Consider the following 21,026-nt stretch of genomic DNA (forward strand, 5'->3'; position numbering starts at 1 on the left):
TTGCCAGTGATCGCTGGCGGGGTGTGCGCGGCCGGTGAATGTGCGTTACCGACGGGTACACAAAGCGTGCGGCGCGGCATACCCTGCGGCTCATGACCGACGCGCAGGCTCTCGAGAAGGCCGCTACCGGCACCAACCCCGTCGCCCCCGCCCCGCCCGGCGTGCGCACCGCCGCCGACGTGGTCACGCCCGAGCTGGTGGCCCAGCTCGCCAAGGGCGTGGTCGGCTCGGGCCGGACCGTGAACCACACGCCGTTCACCGGCGAGAAGCTGGCCGAACTGCCCGAGTCGACGCCCGAGGACGTGGAGAAGGCGTTCCAGGCGGCCCGTGCCGCGCAGCCGGTCTGGGAGCGGACGCCGGTCCGCGACCGCGCCGCCGTCCTGCTCCGCTTCCACGACCTGGTACTGGAGCGCCAGGCCGAGGTGCTCGACCTGATCCAGCTGGAGACCGGCAAGGCCCGGCTGCACGCCCACGAGGAGGTGCAGGCCGTCGCGGTCGCCGCCCGCCACTACGGCCGCAGGGCCACCGCCTACCTGAGGCCCAAGCGGCACGCCGGTGCCGTACCGGCGCTGACGAAGGTCGTCGAACTGCGCCACCCGCGCGGTGTGGTCGGCCAGATCGCCCCCTGGAACTACCCGCTGGAGCTGTCCGTCGGTGACGCGCTGCCCGCGTTCGCCGCGGGCAACGCGGTGGTGATGAAGCCGGACACGGAGACCGCCCTGACCGCCCTGTGGGCCCGTGACCTGCTCATCGAGGCGGGACTGCCGGCCGACGTCTTCCAGGTGGTCCTCGGGGAGGGCCCGGTGGTCGGCCCCGAGGTCGTCAGGCACGCCGACTACGTCTCGTTCACCGGTTCCACCCGCACCGGCCGCGAGGTCGCCCAGGGCGCCGCGGCCCGGCTGGTCGGCGTCTCCCTCGAACTCGGCGGCAAGAACGCCATGCTGGTCCTGGAGGACGCCGACATCGAGAAGGCGGCGGCCGGCGCGGTCCGCGCCTGCTTCTCCTCCGCGGGCCAGCTGTGCATCTCCATCGAGCGGCTGTACGTCCACGAGTCGGTCGCCGACGCCTTCGCCGAGCGCTTCGCCGCCCGGACCAGGGCGATGCGGCTCGGCACCTCGCTGGCGTACGGCGCCGACATGGGGTCCCTCATCGGCGAGCGCCAGCTCGCGACCGTCGAACGGCATGTGGCGGACGCCGTGGCCAAGGGGGCGAAGGTGCTGGCGGGCGGAGTGGCCCGCCCGGACGTCGGACCGTACTTCTACGAGCCGACCATCCTCGACGGCGTGACCGAGCCGATGGCGGTGTGCACCGAGGAGACCTTCGGCCCGGTCGTCTCCCTCTACCGCTTCCGCACCGAGGACGAGGCGGTCGAGCACGCCAACTCCACCCCGTACGGACTGAACTCCTCGGTGTGGACGAGGGACGCCCGCCGCGGCCGGGCCGTCGCCGCCCGGCTGCGCACCGGCACCGTCAACGTCAACGAGGGCTACGCACCCGCCTACGGCAGTGCCCAGGCCCCGATGGGCGGCATGAAGGACTCCGGCCTGGGCCGGCGCCACGGCGCCGAGGGCATCCTCAAGTACACGGAGGCCCAGACGATCGCCCACCAGCGGCTGCTGCCGATGGCGCCGTCGCTGGGCATGGACGACGAGCGGTACGCGGCCTTCATGAACCGCAGCCTCCGCCTGATGAAGGCGTTCCGCTTCCGCTAGGGCCTTTCGTTCGGATCAGCCCGGCTCGAGGTCCGGAGCCTCTCGACCGACCCGACCCGCGACGCCGGGGTGATCCAAACGACAGGCCCTGGAACACCCCCTGGAGCCCGGCCACCGGGGCCCGGCCCGCCGCGCCCCTCACCGGCAGTTCTCACCGAGGAGAGCACGTGCCACACGACTACGACGTCATCGTCGTCGGTTCCGGCTTCGGCGGATCCGTCACCGCCCTGCGCCTGAGCGAGAAGGGCTACCGGGTCGGCGTCCTGGAGGCCGGCCGCCGCTTCACCCGCGACACCCTGCCGAAGAACTCCTGGGACCTGAAGAACTACCTCTGGGCCCCGAAGCTCGGCATGTACGGCATCCAGCGCATCCATCTGCTCGGCAACGTCATGGTGCTGGCGGGCGCGGGCGTGGGCGGCGGCTCCCTGAACTACGCCAACACCCTCTACGTCCCGCCGAAGCCCTTCTTCGACGACCCCCAGTGGCGGCACATCACCGACTGGCAGGACGAGCTGGGCCCGTACTACGACCAGGCCAAGCGCATGCTGGGCGTACGGATCAACCCGACGATGACCCCCTCCGACGTCCACCTCAAGGACGCGGCGCAGCGCATGGGCGTCGGCGACACCTTCCACCTCGCGCCCGTCGCGGTGTTCTTCGGCGACGGCAAGGACGCCGACGGAAAGGCGAAGGCGCGGCCCGGCCAGGAGGTCGCCGACCCGTACTTCGGCGGCGCCGGGCCGGCCCGCAGGGCCTGCGCCGAGTGCGGCGAGTGCATGACCGGCTGCCGCCACGGCGCCAAGAACACCCTCAACGAGAACTACCTCCACCTCGCCGAGAAGGCGGGCGCGGTCGTCCACCCCATGACGACGGTCGTGTCCGTCACCGAGCACCCCCGGGGCGGCTACGCGGTCGCCACCCTGCCCACCGACAACAAGAAGAAGGGCAAGGGCCGCGTCCTCACGGCCGAGAAGGTGGTCCTCGCCGCCGGCACCTACGGCACCCAGACCCTGCTGCACCGGATGAAGGCCGGCGGCCGGCTGCCCCGCATCTCGGACCGGCTCGGCATGCTCACCCGCACCAACTCCGAGGCCCTGGTCGGCGCCCAGACCACCGACCGGCGCTACCGCCGGGTCAGCGGCGGGCAGAAACCCGACTTCACCCGCGGCGTCGCCATCACGTCCTCCATCCACCCGGACGAGAACACCCACATCGAGCCGGTGCGCTACGGCAGGGGCTCCAACGCGATGGGCAGCCTGTCGATCGTCCAGGTCCCCTACGCCGAGGGTTCCTCCCGCGTCCTGGCCTGGCTCGGCCACGCGGTCCGCCATCCCGTGCTGGTCATGCGGTCGCTGTCCAACCGCCGCTGGTCGGAGAAGACGATCATCGGTCTGGTGATGCAGTCGCTGGACAACTCCCTGACGACGTATCTGAAACCGTCCGGCGTGGGCAAGGGGCTGCTCACCACCCGGCAGGGGCACGGCGCCCCCAACCCGAAGCAGATCAAGGCCGCCGCGGAGGGCGCCTGCGCACTGGCCGCCTCCATCAACGGCTTCGCCGGGTCGAACGTCGGCGAGCTGATGGGCACCCCGCTCACCGCGCACTTCCTCGGCGGCTGCCCGATCGGCGACTCCCCCGAGACCGGGGTCATCGATCCGTACCACCGCCTCTACGGCCACCCCGGCATCTCGGTCGTCGACGGCGCCGCCGTCTCCGCCAACCTGGGCGTCAACCCGTCGCTGACGATCACCGCCCAGGCCGAGCGCGCGATGTCGTACTGGCCGAACAAGGGCGAGGCCGACCCGCGGCCGGAGCCGGGGGAGGCGTACCGGCGGCTGGCACCGGTGGAGCCGAGGCGGCCGGCTGTTCCCGCGCACGCGTTCGGCGCCCTGCGGCTGCCCTTCCTCGGCATTCCCGCGGTGCCGCCGAAGAAGGAGGGCGTACGGGTCGAGCCGGAAGCCCTGGAGGCGCTGGGGGCGCCGGGGGCGCCCGAGCCGCCGGTGGAGCCCGAGCCGCCGATGATGCAGGGGGTCTGAGCCCGGTCCCGGCGCGCCGGACGTGAAGAGGGACCTGCGCCCCCCTCCGAGCGCAGGTCCCTCTTGGCCGGAACGGCCGGTGCGCCTGCGCCCCGGCCCGACCGGCAGCACGGAGCTGGGCCCGGTCGCGGCGAGGCTGGCCGGTGACTGGACCGGGCCGGCCTCGCTTGGTTCGGTCGTGCCCACCGCGCGCGGGACGCGGGGTGACCGTTGGTTCAGCAGGTTCGATCGGTGAGCCGTGTGAATGGTTGTCCCCGGATTCACAGATTTCCGCGTGACCTGGATCACATGTGGATGGTGAGGGGCCGGGCGCCCGCGCGGATGCCTGCCCGGACAGGGCGAAGGGCCCCGCGGGGACGGAGCCGCGGGGCCCTTCGCCGACCGGCACCGGCGTCAGGGCGGTGCCGGTGCCTGGGGGCGGCGCACGTGTGTGAGGTGGCGCGTGATCCGCGCGTCGCGCGGTGTGCCGGTTTCGGTGGTGGTGCCGCTCCGGCGCCGCGACTTCCTGGGCCTGTGGGACGCGAGGCCGGGCCCGCTCGGGACGCAGGGGGCCGCTCGGTTCCCGCCGGCCGGCCCCGGGCGTCCCCGGAGCCGGCCGTTCTCTTGGGTGACCGGGCTGCTGTCCCCTGCCGTCCGGTCACTTCCCTGGAGCGAGGTCCCACGACGCACGGTGATCCGTACGCCTCATCGCTCCAGCGAGCCACGCGTGGTTCTCTTCGGGCCCGCCCCTGGCTGGCACGGACACCGGGACCAACGAGGCGATCCGCGTGCGGTCACGCGCCGTCCAGGTGAGAGCCGACGCGCACGTACGTACACGGAACGCGGGTCCGGACGGCCCGGCCGGGCAGCGCGCCGCCGGACCTCAGATCTTGCCCCGGCACAGCTCCAGCAGCGTCATGGCGAGCGCCGTGCCCGGCTTGCCGAGGGCGTCACGGTAGTGGCCGAGCACCTCCATCTCGCGGGAGAGGTTCACGCGCCGGCCGCCGGAGCGGATCCGCGCCTGCTGGATGACGGCCGAGACGGCCATCCGTTCCTGGATCAGACCGATGATCCGGTCGTCCAGGGTGTCGATGCGCTCACGGGCGCCGGTGATCACGTCGGCGGCCTCGGTGGTGCGCGCGCCGGTCCTCTCCGCTGCGGTCGCGGTCATGTGGGGCTCCTCATCACGGTGGTGGCGGTGGGACGCGGCGCCCCGGGAGACGAAAGGAACCGGAGAAACGACAGGCGCCCCGGACCTTGTCGGCCCGGGGCGCCTGGGAAGTCGCTTGTCAGTTGCTCAAGCAGCACGACCATGGCAGCCGGCGGGCCGGTTGCCATAGGTAAAGAGGAAGGTCGGGTGCGTGAGCATGGCGCCCAGTATGCACGCGCGGCGGCGCGCTTCCAAGCGGCGTTCGTCACACCGGCCCGCCCGTGTCCGTGATCGGATCATGCGACGGAGCGTCGTCCGCGGCCGTCTCGGTAGAATCGACAAGCACAAGGACCAGCCCAACGCCGGAAGGCACCCCGTGTCATCAGCGACTCCCGCTGCCGCCGCCCCCGACACCGTTCTGGTCGTCGACTTCGGTGCGCAGTACGCCCAGCTCATCGCCCGTCGAGTCCGCGAGGCCCGGGTCTACAGCGAGATCGTCCCGAGCACCATGCCCGTCGACGAGATCCTCGCCAAGAACCCGGCGGCGATCATCCTCTCCGGCGGCCCGTCGTCGGTGTACGAGGAGGGCGCTCCGCGGCTCGACCGTCAGATCTTCGAGTCCGGTGTCCCCGTCTTCGGAATGTGCTACGGCTTCCAGCTGATGGCGCAGACCCTCGGCGGCACCGTCGACAACACCGGCGCCCGTGAGTACGGCCGCACCGGCCTGCACGTCTCCCGCTCGTCCTCCACCCTCTTCGAGGGCACCCCGGAGGAGCAGGCGGTGTGGATGTCGCACGGTGACGCCTGCTCCGCCGCCCCCGACGGCTTCACCGTCACGGCCTCCACGGACGTCGTCCCGGTCGCCGCCTTCGAGAACGACGAGAAGAAGCTCTACGGCGTCCAGTACCACCCCGAGGTCATGCACTCCACGCACGGCCAGCAGGTGCTGGAGCACTTCCTGTACCGCGGCGCCGGCCTGAAGCCGAACTGGACGACCGGCAACGTCATCGAGGAGCAGGTCGAGGCGATCCGCGAGCTGGTCGGCGACAAGCGCGCGATCTGCGGCCTGTCCGGCGGCGTCGACTCCGCGGTGGCCGCCGCCCTGGTCCAGAAGGCCATCGGTTCCCAGCTGACCTGCGTCTACGTCGACCACGGCCTGATGCGCAAGGGCGAGACCGAGCAGGTCGAGAAGGACTTCGTCGCCGCGACCGGCGTCCAGCTGAAGGTCGTCGACGCCGAGGAGCGGTTCCTGAAGGCTCTCGCCGGGGTCACCGACCCCGAGGAGAAGCGCAAGATCATCGGCCGTGAGTTCATCCGCGTCTTCGAGCAGGCGCAGGCCGAGATCATCGCCGACGAGGGCCCGGCCGTCGAGTTCCTGGTCCAGGGCACCCTGTACCCGGACGTCGTCGAGTCCGGCGGCGGCACCGGCGCCGCCAACATCAAGTCCCACCACAACGTCGGCGGCCTGCCCGAGGACCTCGAGTTCAAGCTGATCGAGCCGCTGCGCAAGCTGTTCAAGGACGAGGTCCGGATGGTCGGCCAGGAACTGGGCCTGCCGGAGGAGATCGTCCAGCGCCAGCCCTTCCCGGGTCCCGGTCTCGGCATCCGGATCGTCGGCGAGGTCACCAAGGAGCGCCTGGACCTGCTGCGCGAGGCCGACGCCATCGCCCGCGAGGAACTGACGGCGGCCGGCCTGGACCGCGACATCTGGCAGTGCCCGGTGGTGCTGCTCGCGGACGTCCGCTCGGTCGGCGTCCAGGGCGACGGCCGCACCTACGGCCACCCGATCGTCCTGCGCCCGGTCTCCTCCGAGGACGCCATGACCGCCGACTGGTCGCGGCTGCCGTACGACGTCCTCGCGAAGATCTCCACCCGGATCACCAACGAGGTCCGGGACGTCAACCGGGTCGTCCTCGACGTCACCTCCAAGCCGCCGGGGACGATCGAGTGGGAGTGACTCCCGTACGTCCGGCTCCTACCTGCGCCTGATCGTGCGCAGGGGAGCGCCGGGCTTCCAGACCTGGAGGACGAGGTACTCCTCGTCCTCCACGTAGGTCCGCGTGACCTCCGTCAGCTCGGTGCGGAAGAGGTGGAACGGCTCCGGCGGTTCCACCTCTTTCGTGTACGCGGCCTTCGCCTCCGGGTCCGTCACCTCGAACGCCCGCCCGCTGATCCGCACGTCACCGCCGCCCATCCCGGTGCCCTCGCCGGGGTTCGCCTGGAGCGCGAACCGCGGGTCGCGGCGCAGGTCCAGCGCCTTCAGCGAGTTCGGCATCATGCCGAGCCACAGCTCACCGCCGAGGAAGCGCACCTCCAGACCCGTGGTCCGGGGCGACCCGTCCCTGCGGAGCGTCGCGAGGACGTGGTGGGTGAACGCGCCGAAGCGCTCCTCGACGGTCTTCGCGAGTCCGGGCTCGGCGCGGGAGAAGGCTCCCCAGTTCTCGATTCCTGCCATACGCCGAGTGTGGCCCCGAAATCCGACATCTCCTGTCCGGTTTTCCCCGCGCGTCGCCCGTGCCGGGCGGAGCCCAGGGCCTGGCCACCGGAGCGGCCGACGGTCCCGCCGGCCGCTCCCGCAGGACATCAGCCGCAGCGGGCCCGGTCTGCCGGCCCGAGGCCGGCCGGGACCTTCGGCCCGGGGCAGGTGCGATGCCGCCGCTCCGTCCCGTGCGAACCGGACGGCTCCGCCCGTGCCGGGACACTCCCGGCCGGGTCAACACGGCGGTCGCGATGTCACCCGCCCCGACCGGCCGTGCCGGACGCGGACGCCGCGGCGTACGGCACAATTCGCTGTCGGCGCAGGGGAGTTGTGCGGCGACGCCGGACGGGCGTCGCAGGGTGGTGACCGGGAAGGGCGGGCGTCGGACGTGGCGGTGCGGGAGACGGGACAGGGTGCGGAACCCGGAACGTACGGAGGCGCCGTCCACGCGGGCGGCTGCACCTGCGGGGACTGCCCGCACGGGGCGCGCGAGGGGCATCGGCGGGCCGTCGCCGCGTTCCTGCGCCGACGTGACGAGTTCGCGGCCGGACAGGGACTGCCGGCGGCGGTCGCGCACTCCCCGTCGGCGACCCGGCAGTGGGTCTCGGACGAACTGACCCAGTCCGCCCAGCTCGTCGCCGAACGGGGCCGCGCCGAGGGCCGGGCCTGGCTGGCGCGGCTGTGGCGGCGCACGGCGATCACCGTGTGGTCGCTGGTCGTCCTGTTGCTGCTGGTGCAGTCGCTCACCGCGATCGGCGCGGGCTGGACGGCGGCCCGCACCGCCGGTCTGCTCGCCGCGCTGGTGGTGGCCGCGGCGCTGTCGGCGGCCTCCTTCCTCCACCGGGCCCGCGGCGGGGCGCTGGCGCCGGTGATCGGCGAGGACAACCGGCTGTCCACGTCCCGCGCCGTGGCCGCGGCCTGGGTGCTGTTCCTGGCCTACTCCGTGCTGTTCCTTGCCGGACGGCTGGCGGCCGCCTCGCACCACGACGAGCGTGACGCGCTGCTCGCCGGACTCGGACTCGCCCGCGGCGCCGGAACGGTCGCCGTGCTCGCCGTCGTGTGCGCGATCGCCGTGCTGGTGCGGCGGGTGGTCGGGCTGCGGGTGCTCTCGCAACGCCTGCAGAAGATCCGCGCGGACCGCCCGCGGGCCGCCGACCTGCTCACCGACGACGCCGGCCGGGGCAGCTTCGCCGACCTCCAGTACGTCGTGATCAACGCCGTCGCCCTCGTCCTCGGCGCGGTACGGCTGGCCCGCCGCCCGGACCAGCTGCCCGACCTGCCCTGGGGCCTCGCCGTCGTCGTCCTGGTCTCGGCCGCGACCTACCTCGCCGGCAAGTACTCCGAGGGCGGGCGTCCCGTCATCCTCTCCGTCGTCCGCGCCCGGGAGGCGGGTGACCTCGACGCGCCCATCCGCACCGGCGAGGACATCGAGATCCGCGGCGCGGGCTTCGTCCCGCCGGGCGCGCGGGGCGCCGATCAGCTGTCGCGGATGGCCGTACGGATCGGGGCGGTGCACGTCCATGTGCCGCTCGTGCCCGTGCCCGGCGGCTTCAGCAACCCGACCGACACCCGGCTCGTCGTGCCCGTACCGGTCGACGTGGAGCCGGGCCGCGTCACCGTGCAGGTCGTGACGGCGGCGGGCGTGGAGACGCATCCGTACGTGATCGAGGTGACGGAGTAGGAGGCGGCGACTCGGGCGACTCAGGAGCGTCCGCGAGAAGCGGGCCGCGGCTGCGGGAACCGTCCGGAACATGGCTGAGCGGGTCCTCTCTCTCGTACGTATCGTCTGATGAGGGGTCACGGCAAGACGGGCGAGAGGCGGCGATCAGCGATGGCTCACGGTATCCGGCCGGACACCCGCGCCCCGTCCGCGGGCGGTGGCAGCTGGCGCGACACCGCCGCCCACCACGCGCTGCTCCCCCTGCGGCTCTTCCTCGGCGTCACCTTCGTCTACGCCGGTCTGGACAAACTGACCGACAGCGCCTTCCTGCGGGACGGCGGTGCCGGGTCGGTCGGCGACATGATGCGCACCGTGCGCGACTCCTCGGCGCTTCCGGCCCTGGTCGACCTCGCCCTGGAGAGCCCTGTCGGCTTCGGCTACGCCATCGCCTTCGGTGAACTCGCCGTCGGCATCGGCACCCTCCTCGGCCTCTTCGCCCGCCTCGCCGCCCTCGGCGGGGCGCTGATCTCCCTCAGCCTCTGGCTGACCGTGAGCTGGGCGTCCGACCCGTACTACTACGGCAACGACCTCGTCTACCTCATGGCGTGGATCCCCCTGCTCCTCGCCGGCGCCCCCTACCTCTCCCTGGACGCCGCCCTCCGCGCACGGCGGCGAGAGCGGGCGGAGGACCACCGGTAGCCGACGAGCCGCCACGCCCCGGCGAAGCACCGTGGGCTGGACACCCTGGCCGGCCGGCCGGCCGGCCGATCCGGTCGAGCCGAGGGCAGGGCGGGCCTGCGTGCGTGCGTGAGGCCGGTGTGGCTGCGCACGGGGCAGGGTGCCGGGCATCAGGCCCGAGGCGGCGTCCAGGGATCGCTCGGCCGCCCCGGAGTCCTGCCCCTGCGGCGTATCGAACGGCTCAGGACACCCGCCGCACCGGCCAGGCAGAGTCCGCCCACCACGAGGGGGATCACCACGAACCACGGCGTCTCCCAGGCCCCGCCCGCGTCCCCCGCGTAGACGACGCCCGCGAGAGTGAGGAAGCACCCGGCGACGAGCCTTCCCGGCTGGAACTCATGACGCAGCACGGCTGACCTCCACCTGTCCCATCCCGACCCGCAGGTCGAGGTCGATCGTGCCGGCGCTCGCCGTGCCGGCCTCCGGCTCCAGCGTCACCTGCTGGTACTTGCCCGGCGCCACGTCCACGTCCTGCGACCGGTCGCCCGGCAACTGGATGTCGCCCACGCCCACATCGATGTCCGCCTTCACCGTCACGTCCGGCGGGACGATCACCCGCAGCCGCCCCACGCTCACTTCGGCCGACGTGGTCAGCCTCTGCCCCTCGGCCGGGTCCAGCCGGGACAGGTCCAGGGTGCCGACCCCGGTGCCGAGGTGATAGGCCGCCCGTAGGTCCGCCGCGGCGACCGGCTGCCAGGTCGTCCGGGTCCACTGCGTTCCGATGTCCTTGGGCAGCGCGGCCGCCCCGGCGAGCAGCGCCGCCGTGACGACCGCGAGGAACACCGAACCCGCCCCCGTCCGTCCGAGGAACGCGCTGACCGCGATGCCCAGGCCGAACACGGCGAGCGCGCAGGCCAGTCCGCTCTGCAGACTGGTGCCCAGCGGATGCCCGTCCCAGGTGAGCCCGGTGCCGAGGCCGCCCGCGACCAGGGCCAGCAGGAAGACCCAGCCGCCGATCCAGCGCGGACCGCGCGGCTTGGGCGGACTCCCGCGCCGGGCGCCCCAGGTCTCGCGGCCGTGCGGATACTCGTCGAGGCCGAGGCTCACGGTCAGCGCGATGTCGCGGTCGCGCGAGTCGCCGGGGCCCCACAGGTAGCCGGTGCCGCCGACGTGCGTGCCGTCCTTGACGATGGGGTCCCGCCACCAGGAGTAGGAGACGGGCGCGGGCGGCGCCTGGGCCTCCGGCGGGGCGTCGGCGACGGCCTGCGCGGCGAGCGGATCCGGATCGGGAGCGCCCCGCCGCTGCGACCAGTACCCCGCCCCCGCGAGGAGCAGGGACAGGACGACGGCGAAGGTCAGCACGCTGCCGTTGTTCAGCATCGACAGAAAGACCCCGCAGCCCACCAGCGCGAACAGCACGGCCGCCAGCGCCTGGCCGTCCACCCGGCCGGTCAGCAGCTTGCGGACCTCGTTCTCCTCCTCGTCGTCGTACGGGACGAAGAGCCAGGCGAAACCGTAGAAGATGAGGCCGATGCCGCCGGTGGCCGACAGCACGGCGAGCGTGATGCGGAAGATCACCGGATCCATGTCGCACTGCCGGCCCAGCCCGGAGCAGACGCCGGCGACCATCTTGTGCCGCCGGTCCCGCCGGAGGCTCCGCAGCCCCTCGGGCGGCCGCGTCCGCTCCTGCTCCGCGGCCGTCTGCGGGCCGCGGGAGCCGGAGGCACCCGGTGGTCCCGTGTCACCGGACGTGCCGGTCCCCGTCGTCGTGGTCCGCCGTGCGGTGCCGGCCGGTGCCTCGGCCCCGTGGGCCGGCGTCTCCCCGTTCACATGCGCCTCTCCGGCCCGGCCCGGCCCGTCGGGTGTGCCCGTCCGTCCGTCCGTGCCCAGCCGCGCCGCCGCGTCCCCTCGACCGCGCGCGCCCGTCCGCCCGTGCGTGTCCGCCCGCTCGTGAGCGTGCGCACCCGCGTCGGCGGGGGCCGTGGTCGCCGGGTCGGACGCGGAGCCCGCGTCGGGCCCGCCGTCCGCGGCGTGCTGGTGATCAGTCATGCGTCCATGGTGACGGCCGAGCGGCCGCGGCGGCAGTCGGGACGACCCTGGCCGGACCCTGATATCGCCCCTGACGGACAGCGGGGGATCCGTGCGACGGACCACCCGCCCGAAGATCAGGGGAGTCTCGGGGGCGGACCCTGATGCCCGGCCCCGCCCGCCGTGTGACCATCGATGGCATGCCGGAAGCCGCAACCGCAGCAGCGCCACTCACCGAACCGCGGCCGCCGCGCAAGCTCTACCGCAGCAGTGACGGACGCTGGCTCGGTGGCGTGGCGCGGGGGCTCGCCGGACATCTCGGGCTGCCCGTGATCTGGGTACGCCTGGTCTTCGCCGGCCTGTTCATGGCCGACGGACTCGGCGCGCTGCTGTACGCCGCGTTCTGGTTCTTCGTGCCGCTCGGCGTCGGCGGCGTCGACGCCGAGCGGCCGCCGGCCTTCGTCGCCGCCGAGACGTCGTCCGACGGCCGCCGCAGACTCGTCGCCCGCAAACCCGACAAGGGGCAGATCGTCGCGCTGCTCCTCATGGTCGTCGTCGCCATGGTCTTCGTCAGCAGCGTGAACCTGGGCGGCGGCGCCAAGGCCTACCTGCTGCCCGCCGTCCTGGTGGGCGCCGGTGTGGCCCTGGTGTGGCGCCAGGCGGACAACGCCCGCCGGGCCCGCTGGGTGGAGGTCGGCCGCCGTCGGCGCACGCTCACCCTGCTGCGCGCCGGGGCGGGAGTGCTGCTGGTCACGGCCGGTGTCTCCGGCATCTTCGTCCTGCAGGGATCCGCCGCCCACCTCGGCTCGGTGCTGCAGGCCGCCCTCGCCGTGCTCGTCGGCATCACCCTGCTCGCCGGCCCGTATCTGGTGCGGATGACCCAGGATCTCTCCGAGGAGCGCCTGATGCGCATCAGGGCCCAGGAGCGTGCCGAAGTCGCCGCCCATGTCCACGACTCGGTGCTGCACACCCTGACACTGATCCAGCGCAACGCGGACAACGCGGGCGAGGTGCGCCGTCTCGCCCGCGCCCAGGAGCGCGACCTGCGCACCTGGCTCTACAAACCGGAGGGCACCGGCAAGGACGAGGAGGACGAGCCCAGCACGCTCGGCGAGGCGGTGCGGCGCAACGCCGCCGAGGTCGAGGACAAGCACGGCGTCCCCATAGAGGTCGTGGTCGTCGGGGACTGCCCGCTCGACGAAGGGACCGGCGCGCAGATGCAGGCCGCGCGCGAGGCGATGGTGAACGCCGCCAAGTACGGTGGCGAGGGCGGCGCCGTCCAGGTCTACGCCGAAGTCGAGGGCAGAACGGTCTTCGTGTCCGTCCGCGACCGCGGCCCCGGCTTCGACCTCGACTCGATACCCGCCGACCGCATGGGTGTCAGAGAATCGATCATCGGGCGTATGGAGCGCTACGGCGGCACGGCCCGGCTGCGGGCGGTGCCCGGCGGCGGCACGGAGGTCGAGCTGGAGATGGAGAGGGCGGAGAAGACGTCATGAGTGACCCGACCGAGGCGAACGGGACAGTGGGAGCGGCGGACCCGGCCGGCCAGGGTGCCGGTGACCGGCGTGTGCGTGTCGTCCTCGTCGACGACCACCGGATGTTCCGCACGGGCGTGCAGGCCGAGATCGGCCAGACCGAGCAGACCGGCGTCGAGGTGGTCGGCGAGGCCGCCGACGTCGACCAGGCGGTCACCGTCATCACCGCGACCCGGCCCGAGGTCGTCCTGCTCGACGTCCACCTGCCCGGCGGCGGCGGTGTCGAAGTGCTGCGGCGCTGCGCCCCGCTGATGGCGGACGCCGAGCGGCCCGTCCGCTTCCTCGCCCTGTCGGTCTCGGACGCGGCGGAGGACGTGATCGGCGTCATCCGGGGCGGCGCGCGGGGTTATGTCACGAAGACGATCACCGGCTCGGACCTCATCGACTCGATCTTCCGGGTCCAGGAAGGGGACGCGGTCTTCTCCCCGCGGCTGGCCGGCTTCGTCCTCGACGCGTTCGCGTCGACCGACGCCCCGCCGGTCGACGAGGACCTCGACCGCCTCACCCAGCGCGAGCGCGAGGTGCTGCGGCTGATCGCCCGGGGGTACGCCTACAAGGAGATCGCCAAGCAGCTCTTCATCTCCGTGAAGACGGTCGAGTCCCATGTCTCCGCCGTCCTCAGGAAACTGCAGCTCTCCAACCGGCACGAGCTGACCAGATGGGCGACGGCACGGCGCCTGGTGTGACGCACGTGGTGTGACACGCCGGGGCCGGTCCCCGGTGACGGCACGGCCGCGGTGGCCTCAGCGGTGCCCGGGCGGTGACGCCGGCCCCAGAGCCCGCAGCGCCCACCGGTAGTGCCCTACGGCCTTCACCATGCCGATCAGGCCCGTCACCCAGAGGATCATGCCGATGCCCATGCCCAGAACGACGTCGGAGCGGGCCGACGGGCCGGGTTCGGCCTGTGCCGCCGTGGCGAAGGACGCCCACAGTCCGATCGCGCCGACCACGAGGGAGGAGAGCATCCAGAGGAGGCTGAGACCGGGGGAGCGCAGCCGGGTGTCGGTGGGCGGATGGATGTCCAGGGCCAGCCACGCGTCGGTCAGTTCACGGATCCGTCGGTCCCGGCGGATGGCGAGGACGACCGCGACGACGGCCGGGGCGAGCAGGGCCAGTCCCAGCAGCCCGAAGACCGGCCCGAAGACGAACCCGAGGGGGTCCTTCGCCTCGATCTGCCGCAGCGGCAGCACGAGCAGCGACCAGCCGCCGGCCGCCGCGAGTGCCGTCAGCCACAGCAGCAGGATGCGGTGCACGCCGAGACTGCGGCGCCGCAGTTCCTCCAGCGCTCTGCCCCGGTCGGCCAGCAGGGCCGTCCGGTCCGGCCAGGTCCGGATGTGGGGCGGAGGCGGTGGCGGGGGCAGCGGGGAGCGGGGCATCGCGACCTTCTGGACGGACGGAACTGCGCGGACCTGCGAAGCGGGTGTCGCACCGCCTCGCCGCCCGACGCTACCGCGCCGCCGTGCCCATGCCACGCCATCCCGCCACGGCCCGGGGGCCTCGCTCACACCACGCGTGTGGCCCCCGCGAACGGCATCTCGTCGATCGGCGCCACCCGGACGGGAGCGGAGGGGTTGGGAGCGTGCACCATCAGCCCGTCGCCCACGTAGATGCCGACGTGGCTGATGCCGGAGTAGAAGAACACCAGGTCTCCGGGGAGGAGTTCGGAGCGGGCGACACGGCGGCCTGCGTCGATCTGCGCGTAGGTCGTCCGGGGCAGGGCGACACCCGCGGAACGGTACGCCGCCTGGACCAGGCCCGAGCAGTCGAAGGCGTCGGGCCCGGTGGCACCCCAGACGTAAGGGCTGCCGAGCTTGGAGTAGGCGTAGGAGACGGCCGACGCGGCACGGGAGCCGGGTGCCGCGACCGGGGAGTCCGGGGCGGCGAGGCCGTCGCGGCCCGCGGCTCGTGAGGCGCGCTGCGTGTCCGTGGCCGTGCCCCCGGCCGCGAGCCGCGCCCGTTCCTCGCCGCTCAGCCGGGACAGCAGCTGCCGGGCCGTGGCCAGCTTGCCGGTGATCGCCTTCCTGTGCCGCGCGAGCTCCGCCTGACGGGAGGCCAGGGAGGCCAGTTCGACACGCGCGGCGCCCCGCAGCTGCTCGATCTCCCGCAGCCGCTTGCGGACCCGGTTCACGGTGGCCGCCTGCCGGCTGTCCGCCCGTTCGGCGAGCGCCACCCCTTCGAGGTACCGGTCGGGGTCGTCGGAGAGCGCCAGTCGCAGGGCGGGGGAGAGGCCGCCGCCGCGGTACTGCGCGGCGGCGGCGGTGCCGAGTGCGTCCCGCTCCTCGTTGAGCCGTTCCGCCTTCCGGGCCGCCTCGTCCTGCAGGGCCGCCAGCCGGCGCCGGGCCGCACCGGCCTCCTCCCGGGCGCCGTTGTACTTCTCGGTGGCCGCCTCGGCCTCCTGGTACAGCTCGTCCACCTCGGCCTCGACCTGCGCCGGTGTCAGCTCCGGCTCGGCGTGCCCGGTGCCGTCGAAGGCCGTCGCGGTCGCCGCGCCGGCGAGCGCGATGGTGGCTGCGGTACGGGCTCGGCGGCCGCCGGCCGAGCGATGCCGGGGCTTGCGGTGCGCTGCCACGTGGACTGCACGTCCTTTCCTGCGAACGGCGAACGGGGGACGACCGGGAGTGCGGCCGGACGGGGTCCGGCGGTCCGGCGGCGGCCCCGGCACAGGGAACCGGGTCCGCCGCCGCACCTTCTCGGCGGGGACGTCCGGCTGCCGCCCCTGGCCCGGGCGGCGGGTGGGGAGCCGGACGCCTGGTGGAGGACGCTAGGCCCGGGTGTGACGGGAAGGTAACGGCTTGTACGGAAGTGGCGGGAGCGGACTGCGGGGTGACCGCATATGACCGTGCTTCCTCGCGGAGCCGTCGAGATCGCGCGGAGCGCCGACCGAAGTCACGATTCCCCGAACCGTGGGCGTGACGGGATGCTATGGACCGCATATATCTGCCCCCGTCTTCCCGGGTGTCCGGTGCGGTGCTCGCGGGGCGGCCCGGTGTGGGGCCCGGGAGGCGGGGCTGGCTAGGCTCCGGCCTCATGGACGTACTCATCCATCTCTTCGTCGGTCTGCACATCATCGGCATCGCCGCGCTGCTCGGCGGCTTCCTCACCCAGATGAAGGCGATGGGGCAGGGAACCGCCCGCTTCGTCCCGGCCATGCTGCACGGCGCCCTGACGATGCTGGTGACCGGCGTGGTCCTGGTCGGCCTCAACCAGGCCGACGACCAGACGGTCGACAACATCAAGATCGGCGTGAAGCTGGCCCTGCTGGTCGTGATCCTCGGACTCGTCTATGTGAAGCGGGACGAGGAGAAGGTCGACAAGGGCCTGTTCGGCCTGGTGGGCCTGCTCACCACGGCGAACGTCTTCATCGCGGTGCTCTGGACCTGAGCCCCGGCGAGCCGCGCCGCCCCGGGCCGCCGTACGGACCGGGGCGGCGCGGCTCGCGGACGGCGGCCACGGCCGAGGCGGCCGTGGCCGCCCGCCACCTCACCCACCCCGTGGAGCCGGGGCGCGCCGGCGGCGGAGGCGACCGACGGCGTCGCCGCCGCCGTCAACCATGGCCGGGAACACCGGCCGAGTGGGCGCACGCCGTGACGCAGCCACGGCCGGACCGCCCCGGGGTCAGGCCGGGCGCACCACGCTGTGGATCGACGACTCGCCGTCGTAGTAGACCGACTCCTCGCGGACGTACGCCCCCGGCTTCGGCGCGTGGATCATCATCCCGTTGCCGATGTAGAGGCCGACGTGGGTGACGTCGTCGTAGAAGAAGACCAGGTCGCCGGGCCGGGCGGCGGCGAGGGAGACCGTGGTGCCGCTCGTCACCTGGTCGTAGGTGGTGCGCGGGAGGGTGACGCCGGCGGCCTTCCAGGCCGCCTGGGTGAGACCGGAGCAGTCGTAGGAGCCGGGGCCGGTGGCGCCCCACACGTAGGGCTTGCCGATCTGGGCGCGGGCGAAGGCGAGCGCCTTCTCGGCCTTGGCGTCGTACCCGGAGCCGGTCGTGGCCGACGTCTCGCCGGTGCCGTCCGGCGAGGCCGGCGTGCCGCCGCCGGCCTCCTCCTGCGCGGCCCCCCGGCCGGCCGCCGCGGCTTCCTCCTGCTGCCGGCGCTGCTCCTCGGCCTCGGCTTCGGCCTGCTGCCGGGCCAGTTCCGCGGCCCGGCGCTCCGCCTCCTCCTGCTTGCGCTTCTCGATCGCCGCGAGCCGTGCCTTCTCCTCGGCGGTCAGCCGGGACAGCAGCTCCCGCGCGGTGGCGAGCTTCTTCTGCACGGTCGCCTTGGCCGCCCGCAGTTCGGTCTGCGCCTCGGTGAGCGTCTCTAGGCTCTCCTGGGCCTGCCGGCGCTTCTCCATCGTCTCGGACTGCTGGGCGAACCAGTCGTCGACGGCGCCCTTCTGGCGGCTGGTGAGCCGGTCCATGAGGTGGGTGCGGTCGAAGTAGTCCTGCGGGGAGTCCGCGAGCAGCAGGGTGGTGGTGTCGGGGGCGGCGACACCGGTGCGGTACTGGGCGGCGGCGTACGACCCCAGCTCCTCGCGCGCCTCGTTGAGCTTCTGGGCGCGCCTGGCGACGTCGTCGAGGAGGGTGTCGACGCGCTTGCGCTGCCTGGTGGTCCGCTCCTTGGCCGCGTTGTACTTCTCGGTCGCCGACTCGGCCTGGCGGTAGAGATCGTCGACCTTCTTCTCGACCTCCTCCAGGCTCGGCTTGTGGTCGGCCGAGGGAGCGGCCTCGGCGGTCTGCGAGAGCAGGGCCACGGAGGTGAGGGCCGCGGTGGCGAGGGCGGGGGTGCGTATGCCGGCCACGCGCGGGCTGGGACGCGACTTGCGGTGCGACGCCAAGGGAGGCGACTCCTTCCATCGGCCGCCTACCGGGTTAGCTGTCGGGTTCGGGCGGGTGGTTCGGAAGGGTTGCCCTACGGTCCTCCCGGGACGGGGAGGGGCCGATTCACCCCAGGGTCGGTTGGGTCCCCGGCTCCGGCCGCCGCAGGCGCGCCGGACTCGGCGGAGGCCGCGCGGCCCGGCGACGTTCGCCGGTGGGGGTCGTGCGGCCTGCCCGGCACGGTAGCCAACTCGTGTGCCTCGTGTGAAGGTTGGTGGGTGATATGCCCGATACATTTTCGTGACCTTCCGGGCGGTGTCGCTCGCCGTCGCCGGGCCTGAGCGGGGCGTGGCCGCCTGCGGTGCGACCGGCCGGGCACGGCGGGTGACGGACCGGGTCCCCGGGCCCGCCGAAAGCCCCGGTGACTGTGATGTTCTCCGGGCGGCCCTCGGTTGTCAGTGGGGCACCCTAGACTCGGAGAGCGATGAGCAGCCTCTTTGACGACAGCTTCCTGGCGGATCTCCAGGCCCCGCGGGCCCACGCGGAGGAGCCCCCGCCGCCGCCCGAGGACGATCACGTACCGGAGTCGATCCCGGACGATCTGTTCGGCGGGAAGTTCGACCTGCCCCCGGACAGGGAGGAGTACTACCGCGACGGCGCGCCCCGCCCCGCGGTGGACCCGGCCGCGCTCCTGGAAGGGCTGAACGAGAACCAGCGCGCCGCCGTCGTCCACTCCGGGTCCCCCCTGCTCATCGTGGCCGGCGCCGGCTCCGGCAAGACCCGTGTGCTCACCCACCGCATCGCCTACCTGCTGGCCGAGCGGGGCGCCCACCCGGGCCAGATCCTCGCGATCACCTTCACCAACAAGGCCGCGGGCGAGATGAAGGAGCGCGTGGAGCAGCTCGTGGGCCCGCGCGCGAACGCGATGTGGGTGATGACCTTCCACAGCGCGTGCGTGCGCATCCTGCGCCGCGAGTCCAAGAAGCTCGGCTTCACCTCGTCGTTCTCGATCTACGACGCCGCCGACTCCAAGCGTCTGATGGCCCTGGTCTGCCGCGATCTCGACCTGGACCCGAAGCGCTTCCCGCCGAAGTCCTTCAGCGCCAAGATCAGCAATCTCAAGAACGAGCTGATCGACGAGGAGGACTTCGCCGCGCAGGCCTCCGACGGCTTCGAGAAGACCCTCGCCCAGGCCTACGCCCTCTACCAGTCACGGCTGCGCGAGGCGAACGCCCTCGACTTCGACGACCTGATCATGACGACGGTCAACCTGCTGCGCGCCTTCCCGGACGTGGCCGAGCACTACCGCCGCCGTTTCCGGCACGTCCTGGTCGACGAGTACCAGGACACCAACCACGCCCAGTACGCCCTGGTCCGCGAGCTGGTCGGCACCGGCGAGCACGACGAGGACGTGCCGCCGGGCGAGGGCGACCTCCCGCCCGCCGAACTGTGCGTGGTCGGTGATGCCGACCAGTCGATCTACGCCTTCCGCGGCGCGACCATCCGCAACATCCTCCAGTTCGAGGAGGACTACCCGGACGCGACGACGATCCTGCTGGAGCAGAACTACCGCTCCACCCAGACGATCCTCTCCGCCGCCAACGCGGTCATCGAGCGCAACGAGTCCCGTCGCCCCAAGAACCTGTGGACCAACGCGGGCCAGGGCGCCCGGATCACCGGGTACGTCGCCGACACCGAGCACGACGAGGCCCAGTTCGTCGCCGACGAGATAGACCGCCTCACCGACGCGGGCGAGGCCAAGGCCGGCGACGTCGCCGTCTTCTACCGGACGAACGCCCAGTCCCGTGTCTTCGAAGAGGTCTTCATCCGCGTGGGCCTGCCCTACAAGGTCGTCGGCGGCGTCCGCTTCTACGAGCGCAAGGAGGTCCGGGACGTCCTGGCCTACCTGCGGGTCCTGTCCAACCCGGAGGACTCGGTCCCGCTGCGCCGGATCCTGAACGTGCCCAAGCGCGGCATCGGCGACCGCGCGGAGGCGATGATCGACGCCCTCGCCCAGCGGGAGAAGATCAGCTTCCCGCAGGCGCTCAAGCGCGTCGACGAGGCGTACGGCATGGCCGCGCGCTCCACCAACGCCGTCAAGCGGTTCAACGCGCTGATGGAGGAACTGCGCACGATCGTCGAGTCCGGTGCCGGACCGGCGACGGTCCTGGAAGCGGTGCTGGAACGCACCGGGTACCTCGCCGAGTTGCAGGCCTCGACCGACCCGCAGGACGAGACCCGCATCGAGAACCTCCAGGAACTCGCGGCCGTCGCCCTGGAGTTCGAGCAGGAGCGCGGCGAGGGCGAGACGGGAACGCTGTCCGACTTCTTGGAGCAGGTCGCGCTGGTCGCCGACTCCGACCAGATCCCCGACGAGGAGGACGGCGACGGCGTCATCACACTGATGACCCTGCACACCGCCAAGGGCCTGGAGTTCCCGGTGGTCTTCCTCACCGGCATGGAGGACGGCGTCTTCCCGCACATGCGCGCCCTCGGCCAGACCAAGGAACTGGAGGAGGAGCGCCGCCTCGCCTACGTCGGCATCACCCGCGCGCGGGAACGGCTGTATCTCACCCGGTCCTCGATGCGCAGCGCGTGGGGCCAGCCGCAGTACAACCCGCCGTCCCGCTTCCTTGAGGAGATCCCGCCGACGTACGTGGACTGGAAGCGCACGGGGGCCGTCGCGGGGCCGGCGGGCCCGGTCTCGGGTGTGGCGGCCTCGCTGTCGTCGTCCCGATCGCGTTCCTCGGCGGCCGGGGCCTCCGGGTTCGCCACCGGCCGCGGCACCGGGGAGAGGCCCGCGGCGTCCCTCGCGGTCGGCGACCGGGTCACGCACGACCAGTTCGGGCTGGGCACCGTGGTCGCGGTGAAGGGCACGGGCGTCAACGCCGAGGCGACGATCGACTTCGGCGACGGCAAGCCGAAGCGGCTGCTGCTGCGGTACGCGCCGGTGGAGAAGCTGTAG

Annotated in this window: 16 protein-coding genes and 1 riboswitch; of the genes, 9 read left to right on the top strand and 7 right to left on the bottom strand. The window is 72.9% G+C overall.

The genetic code is table 11. The features are described from left to right. The first annotated feature begins 92 nt into the window (after positions 1–92). Both SGLAU_RS20295 and SGLAU_RS20300 read left to right on the top strand, forming a co-directional pair. Positions 93–1,712 (top strand): succinic semialdehyde dehydrogenase, encoded by a 1,620-nt coding sequence (locus tag SGLAU_RS20295; RefSeq protein ID WP_043503425.1) that lies wholly within the window; start codon positions 93–95, stop codon positions 1,710–1,712. 167 nt (positions 1,713–1,879) lie between these two features. After that, positions 1,880–3,748 carry a GMC family oxidoreductase N-terminal domain-containing protein gene (locus SGLAU_RS20300; RefSeq protein WP_078957799.1) on the top strand — a complete coding sequence of 623 codons (1,869 nt, stop codon included), beginning with the start codon at positions 1,880–1,882 and terminating at the stop codon, positions 3,746–3,748. Between the two features lie 862 nt (positions 3,749–4,610). On the opposite strand, the gene SGLAU_RS20305 is transcribed toward SGLAU_RS20300, so the two are convergent. Further along, positions 4,611–4,898 (bottom strand): chorismate mutase, encoded by a 288-nt coding sequence (locus SGLAU_RS20305; RefSeq protein WP_043503427.1) that lies wholly within the window; start codon positions 4,896–4,898, stop codon positions 4,611–4,613. A gap of 355 nt (positions 4,899–5,253) precedes the next feature. Between SGLAU_RS20305 and guaA the strand changes: the two genes are divergently transcribed. After that, a complete protein-coding gene (guaA, locus tag SGLAU_RS20310; protein WP_043503429.1) occupies positions 5,254–6,834 on the top strand; it encodes a glutamine-hydrolyzing GMP synthase in 1,581 nt (526 codons plus the stop codon). An 18-nt stretch (positions 6,835–6,852) separates the two neighbouring features. On the opposite strand, the gene SGLAU_RS20315 is transcribed toward guaA, so the two are convergent. Next, on the bottom strand, positions 6,853–7,332 hold the full coding sequence (locus SGLAU_RS20315; RefSeq protein WP_043503431.1) for a pyridoxamine 5'-phosphate oxidase family protein: 480 nt from the start codon (positions 7,330–7,332) through the stop codon (positions 6,853–6,855). 412 nt (positions 7,333–7,744) lie between these two features. Here SGLAU_RS20315 and SGLAU_RS20320 point away from each other — a divergent pair, with 412 nt between their 5' ends. Then, entirely contained in the window at positions 7,745–9,037 is a 1,293-nt protein-coding gene (locus tag SGLAU_RS20320) for a hypothetical protein (protein WP_043503434.1), read from the top strand. A gap of 150 nt (positions 9,038–9,187) precedes the next feature. Next, positions 9,188–9,715, top strand: coding sequence for a DoxX family protein (locus tag SGLAU_RS20325; protein ID WP_043503435.1), 528 nt, complete (start codon positions 9,188–9,190; stop codon positions 9,713–9,715). A 149-nt stretch (positions 9,716–9,864) separates the two neighbouring features. Here SGLAU_RS20325 and SGLAU_RS20330 read toward each other — a convergent pair whose 3' ends face one another. Further along, positions 9,865–10,104 carry a hypothetical protein gene (locus SGLAU_RS20330; protein ID WP_043503438.1) on the bottom strand — a complete coding sequence of 80 codons (240 nt, stop codon included), beginning with the start codon at positions 10,102–10,104 and terminating at the stop codon, positions 9,865–9,867. After that, positions 10,091–11,743 carry a PspC domain-containing protein gene (locus SGLAU_RS20335; protein WP_043503439.1) on the bottom strand — a complete coding sequence of 551 codons (1,653 nt, stop codon included), beginning with the start codon at positions 11,741–11,743 and terminating at the stop codon, positions 10,091–10,093. The genes SGLAU_RS20330 and SGLAU_RS20335 overlap by 14 nt, the downstream gene beginning before the upstream one ends. A gap of 143 nt (positions 11,744–11,886) precedes the next feature. Here SGLAU_RS20335 and SGLAU_RS20340 point away from each other — a divergent pair, with 143 nt between their 5' ends. Together SGLAU_RS20340 and SGLAU_RS20345 are read left to right on the top strand one after the other, a co-directional pair. Next, entirely contained in the window at positions 11,887–13,221 is a 1,335-nt protein-coding gene (locus SGLAU_RS20340; RefSeq protein WP_078957800.1) for an ATP-binding protein, read from the top strand. Next, positions 13,218–13,946, top strand: coding sequence for a LuxR C-terminal-related transcriptional regulator (locus tag SGLAU_RS20345; protein WP_043503441.1), 729 nt, complete (start codon positions 13,218–13,220; stop codon positions 13,944–13,946). The genes SGLAU_RS20340 and SGLAU_RS20345 overlap by 4 nt, the downstream gene beginning before the upstream one ends. Positions 13,947–14,003: 57 nt before the next feature. Here the strand turns inward: SGLAU_RS20345 and SGLAU_RS20350 are convergent, their stop codons facing one another. Both SGLAU_RS20350 and SGLAU_RS20355 read right to left on the bottom strand, forming a co-directional pair. After that, positions 14,004–14,636 carry a hypothetical protein gene (locus SGLAU_RS20350; RefSeq protein ID WP_043503442.1) on the bottom strand — a complete coding sequence of 211 codons (633 nt, stop codon included), beginning with the start codon at positions 14,634–14,636 and terminating at the stop codon, positions 14,004–14,006. 125 nt (positions 14,637–14,761) lie between these two features. Further along, positions 14,762–15,829: a C40 family peptidase gene (locus SGLAU_RS20355; protein WP_043503445.1), complete on the bottom strand. Its 1,068-nt coding sequence runs from the start codon at positions 15,827–15,829 to the stop codon at positions 14,762–14,764. Between the two features lie 458 nt (positions 15,830–16,287). Here SGLAU_RS20355 and SGLAU_RS20360 point away from each other — a divergent pair, with 458 nt between their 5' ends. Further along, a complete protein-coding gene (locus SGLAU_RS20360; protein ID WP_043503446.1) occupies positions 16,288–16,641 on the top strand; it encodes a hypothetical protein in 354 nt (117 codons plus the stop codon). Positions 16,642–16,875: 234 nt separating this feature from the next. Here SGLAU_RS20360 and SGLAU_RS20365 read toward each other — a convergent pair whose 3' ends face one another. Next, on the bottom strand, positions 16,876–18,081 hold the full coding sequence (locus tag SGLAU_RS20365) for a C40 family peptidase (protein WP_043503448.1): 1,206 nt from the start codon (positions 18,079–18,081) through the stop codon (positions 16,876–16,878). A gap of 7 nt (positions 18,082–18,088) precedes the next feature. Next, a riboswitch (cyclic di-AMP (ydaO/yuaA leader) is annotated at positions 18,089–18,256 on the bottom strand. A 289-nt stretch (positions 18,257–18,545) separates the two neighbouring features. On the opposite strand from SGLAU_RS20365, the gene pcrA reads away from it, so the two are divergent. Continuing rightward, entirely contained in the window at positions 18,546–21,026 is a 2,481-nt protein-coding gene (gene pcrA / locus SGLAU_RS20370; RefSeq protein ID WP_043503449.1) for a DNA helicase PcrA, read from the top strand.

It is taken from the genome of Streptomyces glaucescens (assembly GCF_000761215.1).
GTDB lineage: Bacteria > Actinomycetota > Actinomycetes > Streptomycetales > Streptomycetaceae > Streptomyces > Streptomyces glaucescens_B.